Genomic DNA, 3,913 nt, shown 5'->3' with positions numbered 1-3,913 from the left:
GTTTAGCAGGCCCAGGTACGGGTACATTTTGGACTGCTTCTAATGGCATGCTTTACAAAATGAACCTGCTACTCAACTGTGGTTTAGCGCGTTCAATGAATTTTGTGTCTAACTTTATATCTTTAATTACCTTTGTTGCACTCGGCCATGTAAACTTTTTACTTGGCATAACAATGGGCTTTTTTATTATGCTAGGCGCATGGTTTGGGGCGCATTCAGCAATACGTTTTGGTAGCAAATTTATTCGCCCAGTATTTAATACTATGGTTATACTTTTAGCATTAAAACTAATTTACGAGGCTTACTTTTAATATGCATTCAATGGCTTTAGATAAACTACGCCAACAAGTTGCAACGCTAAAACAACAAGCTGAGCAATTTGATAAAGCTAAACTTTTTTCTAAAAATCGTTACATGCAAGCACAACCTAGCTTGTTTGACCGCGCAGTTTTTAGTACCAAAAGCATGAACCTAGTCGATTACGTAATAGAAATAGAAGACGAAGTTTCAAGGTTACCGCCAAGCGAGCATCGCCATGCTTATACCTACGCGCTTGAACGTATTGCAGCTCAAATACAAGCTGTATTCAACGTTATTAAATCAACGCCTATTTGGGTTAAAGAAAACAAAAGCCATTATAAACCACGCCCTAAGCAAACCGTTTATAAGCAAGCTGTGCAAAAAATAATGCAATCATCCCATGAGCTTTACGACGAATTAAAACAAAACCATGAGTTTGAACGCCGTTTAGTGCTCATGATTGAAGAGCGAAAAATGCAAATGGATAAAGCCTCGCCTGCTAAAGCACAAAAGCTTAACCTTGAAATATTAAGCACACACGCTCGATTAGGCCGCTGCAGAAAAGCAATTTCTGCCACCGAAGATAAAATTCAACAAGTAGAAAAACAGCAGCTGCGTTAAGGCGCACTTTACTATGCAGCTTTATTATCATCCATTGTATTCAGACCTTATACTCCCAGAACGTCATCGATTCCCTATTCAAAAGTATAAGTTACTTAAAACAGAAATAGAAAACCTAGGTGTTTCGGCTATTCACTTTCAAGAGCCTAAAAAAGCAACCAAATCTCAACTTTCGCTATGTCATAGCCAACGTTATATAGATGACTTTTTAAATGGGACTCTTAGCAATAAAGCCATAAAAAAAATGGGCTTTCCTTATTCAAATGAATTGGTAGAGCGCACATTACTATCAGTTGGGGCAAGCATCCAAAGTAGTGAACACGCGCTAAAACATGGTTTTTCGGCTAATTTAAGTGGTGGCTATCATCATGCATACAGTGATTACGGCAGCGGTTTTTGTATTTTTAACGATCTAGCTATTGCAGCAGCACATTTAATAAATACAGAGCAAGCCGACACTGTTTTAATTTTTGATTGCGACGTACACCAAGGCGATGGCACAGCACAAATCACTCAAAACCATGACCAAATTATTACCTGCTCAATTCATTGTGAACAAAACTTTCCTCGTAATAAGCAAGAGTCCACCTACGATTTTGCATTGCCCGCTAAAACAACCGACGCTGAGTACCTTGCTACATTAGAGCAAGCACTCGATTTTTGCGTGCGTATTCATAACCCCGATATTATTTTGTATAATGCAGGTGCTGATATTTACACAAAAGACGAGTTAGGCTTGTTTGAAGTATCACTAGATGGCGTATATAAACGCGACTTTTTTACTCTCAACTTTTGTAAGCAACACCAAATCCCACTAATGTGCGGCCTAGGCGGAGGTTATCAGCGTAATTTGAGCTCACTAATTAATGTTCATAAACAACTATTTAAAGCCGCTATCGATTTATAGCAAGCCATAGTATAGACTCAATTAAACTGATTATTTTAAAGCGGTGGGAATATGCGATTACACGAAGACATACACAACTATTACGAAAAGATTGTAGTCGAGGAAGTTATCAAACTTAAACTTGATGAAAAATATGATGAAGATGTAATGGCTGACTTTTGTTGTACGGTACTAAATCAGCTCCCGCCACGATATATTCGCTACGATGTAGATATGGCGTTTTATTTACCGCAATCAGAACGCATACATATGGAACAACGTGTACAAACCGCAATAAACGTTGCCATCAGCCAAATATCAAAAAAGAAAGAGTTAAATGACAAGTCCACTTGATCAAGCCCCTACACATATGAAACTTGCAGTAGATTTAATTATGATACTAGAGCAACACGATGTTGCTCCAGAAGAAGTACTTAAAGCACTTGAAATAGTTAAAAGCGACTTTGAAAAGAAGCTAGAAAAGTCATAACTCTATTCTATTATCTGTATGTCGTGCTCGGTAACGCTACCTTCGTGCTTAGTGCAATCAATTTTCTTGAATAAATCTTAACTTGATCTGTCAGATTCGAATAATAGAACTCAATCGAATCTGACAGTTGTATATGTGTTGACTCAAAGTCGCTGTGTTTATTTTGGGAAAGATCAGAAGCTATCTACATAAAACACCATATAACATATGTATATGGTGTTATAAGGGGACAAAAAGTCCACTGAGTAAAGCTGTTTGAAACACTTAAAACTACCAAATCAGGTGTACTAGCTCAGACTTGATCTGACAGTTACCCGTTTTTTAATCGGTGACTGTCAGTCTAGATTTGAGCTAAATTTTTCTCAGCCCAAATCAATTTTCCATCTAATAAAGTTTCTAATGGCGTTCTGCCACAGCATATTTTTCCTTGATGAGTTCGGTCATTATTGTAATAAATCATCCATTCGTCCAGATCCTTTTGCAATTCCTCTAATGAGCTATATAGCTTTTTACGGAATGTAACTTGATAGAATTCATTGAATATCGTTTTATGGAAGCGTTCGCAGATACCATTTGTTTGCGGTGACATAGCTTTGGTTTTTGTATGATCGATATCATTAATAGCCAGATATAACTGGTAATCATGATGTTCGACTTTGCCACAATATTCAGTGCCTCTATCGGTTAGAATACGTAGCATAGGAAGCTCGTACTGTTCGAAGTACGGCAGTACTTTGTCGTTGAGTATGTCAGCCGCAGTAATTGGCGTTTTCGTGGTGTAGAGCTTAGCGAACGCTACTTTGCTGTATGTATCAACGAAGGTTTGTTGGTAGATACGCCCAACGCCTTTGAGATTACCGACGTAAAATGTATCTTGAGAGCCTAGATAACCTGGGTGAGCCGTTTCAATTTCACCACACGCTTCGTCATCATGTTTTTTCTTTTCAAGCGCAGCTACTTGAGCGTCGGTGAGAGTAATACCTTCGTTAGCCACTTTATTTTCTAGCGCCTTGAGACGCTTTTTAAAGTTCTCTAGGTCATGACGTAGCCATATTGAACGAACACCGCTGCCAGAAACAAATACGCCTTGTTTTCTGAGTTCATTACTCGTTCGGTGTTGGCCGTGAGCTGGATAATCGACAGCGTATTTAATAACGGCTTGTTCAGTTGCTTCATCAACTCTATTTTTTAAGTTTGGCGCCCTACGACTTTTATCAATTAACGCATCAAGTCCACCGTCTTCGATTAATTCTTGATAACGATAAAATGTATCACGGGATACTCCCATCACTTTGCAGGCTCTTGATACGTTGCCAAGTTCTTCTGCAAGATTAAGTAAACCCGCTTTGTGTTTAATAATTGGATTGTTAGTATGTAGCATGAGAGTTACCTCTTATATGTTTTGATTTAAAGATTCGACACCTTTTATCAAAACGGGTAACTCTCACTTTTGCAAGTTGATGTGTCAGATCTTGTCTGAACTAATACACATTAGTGATTATATCAACGGATATTACAACAACGTTAGGCCGCATCATTATAATGCCGGTTTAGCGCCAAATGAATCTGAGGTTAGATATCAAGATTCTAAAACTGTGGCCAAATTTTATTGACCA

6 protein-coding genes and 1 pseudogene are annotated in these 3,913 nt (G+C 38.2%); 6 read left to right on the top strand and 1 reads right to left on the bottom strand.

What is annotated here, in order from left to right:
- The 5 genes from H5072_RS13780 to H5072_RS13760 all read left to right on the top strand — a co-directional run.
- A partial coding sequence (locus H5072_RS13780) for a TSUP family transporter (RefSeq protein ID WP_182693840.1) occupies positions 1–311 on the top strand: 311 nt, incomplete at its 5' end.
- A gap of 1 nt (position 312) precedes the next feature.
- Positions 313–921, top strand: coding sequence for a primosomal replication protein (locus H5072_RS13775; RefSeq protein WP_002958255.1), 609 nt, complete (start codon positions 313–315; stop codon positions 919–921).
- Between the two features lie 13 nt (positions 922–934).
- Positions 935–1,828, top strand: a complete 894-nt coding sequence (locus H5072_RS13770) for a histone deacetylase (protein ID WP_182693839.1) — start codon at positions 935–937, stop codon at positions 1,826–1,828.
- A 51-nt stretch (positions 1,829–1,879) separates the two neighbouring features.
- Positions 1,880–2,161: a late competence development ComFB family protein gene (locus tag H5072_RS13765; RefSeq protein ID WP_002958257.1), complete on the top strand. Its 282-nt coding sequence runs from the start codon at positions 1,880–1,882 to the stop codon at positions 2,159–2,161.
- A complete protein-coding gene (locus H5072_RS13760) occupies positions 2,145–2,297 on the top strand; it encodes a DUF2496 domain-containing protein (protein WP_076914928.1) in 153 nt (50 codons plus the stop codon). Before H5072_RS13765 ends, H5072_RS13760 begins: the two co-directional genes overlap by 17 nt.
- Positions 2,298–2,637: 340 nt before the next feature.
- Here the strand turns inward: H5072_RS13760 and H5072_RS13755 are convergent, their stop codons facing one another.
- Positions 2,638–3,678: an IS481 family transposase gene (locus H5072_RS13755; protein ID WP_182693838.1), complete on the bottom strand. Its 1,041-nt coding sequence runs from the start codon at positions 3,676–3,678 to the stop codon at positions 2,638–2,640.
- A 109-nt stretch (positions 3,679–3,787) separates the two neighbouring features.
- On the opposite strand from H5072_RS13755, the pseudogene H5072_RS13750 reads away from it, so the two are divergent.
- Positions 3,788–3,910, top strand: a pseudogene (locus tag H5072_RS13750) (IS3 family transposase); the annotation flags it as partial.
- Between the last annotated feature and the right edge of the window lie 3 nt (positions 3,911–3,913).

It is taken from the genome of Pseudoalteromonas sp. SR45-5 (genome assembly GCF_014163565.1).
GTDB classification, from domain to species: domain Bacteria; phylum Pseudomonadota; class Gammaproteobacteria; order Enterobacterales; family Alteromonadaceae; genus Pseudoalteromonas; species Pseudoalteromonas distincta.
This window is presented reverse-complemented; position numbering and strand designations above follow the sequence as displayed.

Bases quoted from the DNA above. Each gene is read 5' to 3' on its own strand.
- H5072_RS13765 (WP_002958257.1), top strand. From the start codon at position 1,880: ATGCGATTACACGAAGACATACACAACTATTACGAAAAGATTGTAGTC.
- H5072_RS13755 (WP_182693838.1), bottom strand. From the start codon at position 3,678: ATGCTACATACTAACAATCCAATTATTAAACACAAAGCGGGTTTACTT.
- H5072_RS13760 (WP_076914928.1), top strand. From the start codon at position 2,145: ATGACAAGTCCACTTGATCAAGCCCCTACACATATGAAACTTGCAGTA.
- H5072_RS13770 (WP_182693839.1), top strand. From the start codon at position 935: ATGCAGCTTTATTATCATCCATTGTATTCAGACCTTATACTCCCAGAA.
- H5072_RS13775 (WP_002958255.1), top strand. From the start codon at position 313: ATGCATTCAATGGCTTTAGATAAACTACGCCAACAAGTTGCAACGCTA.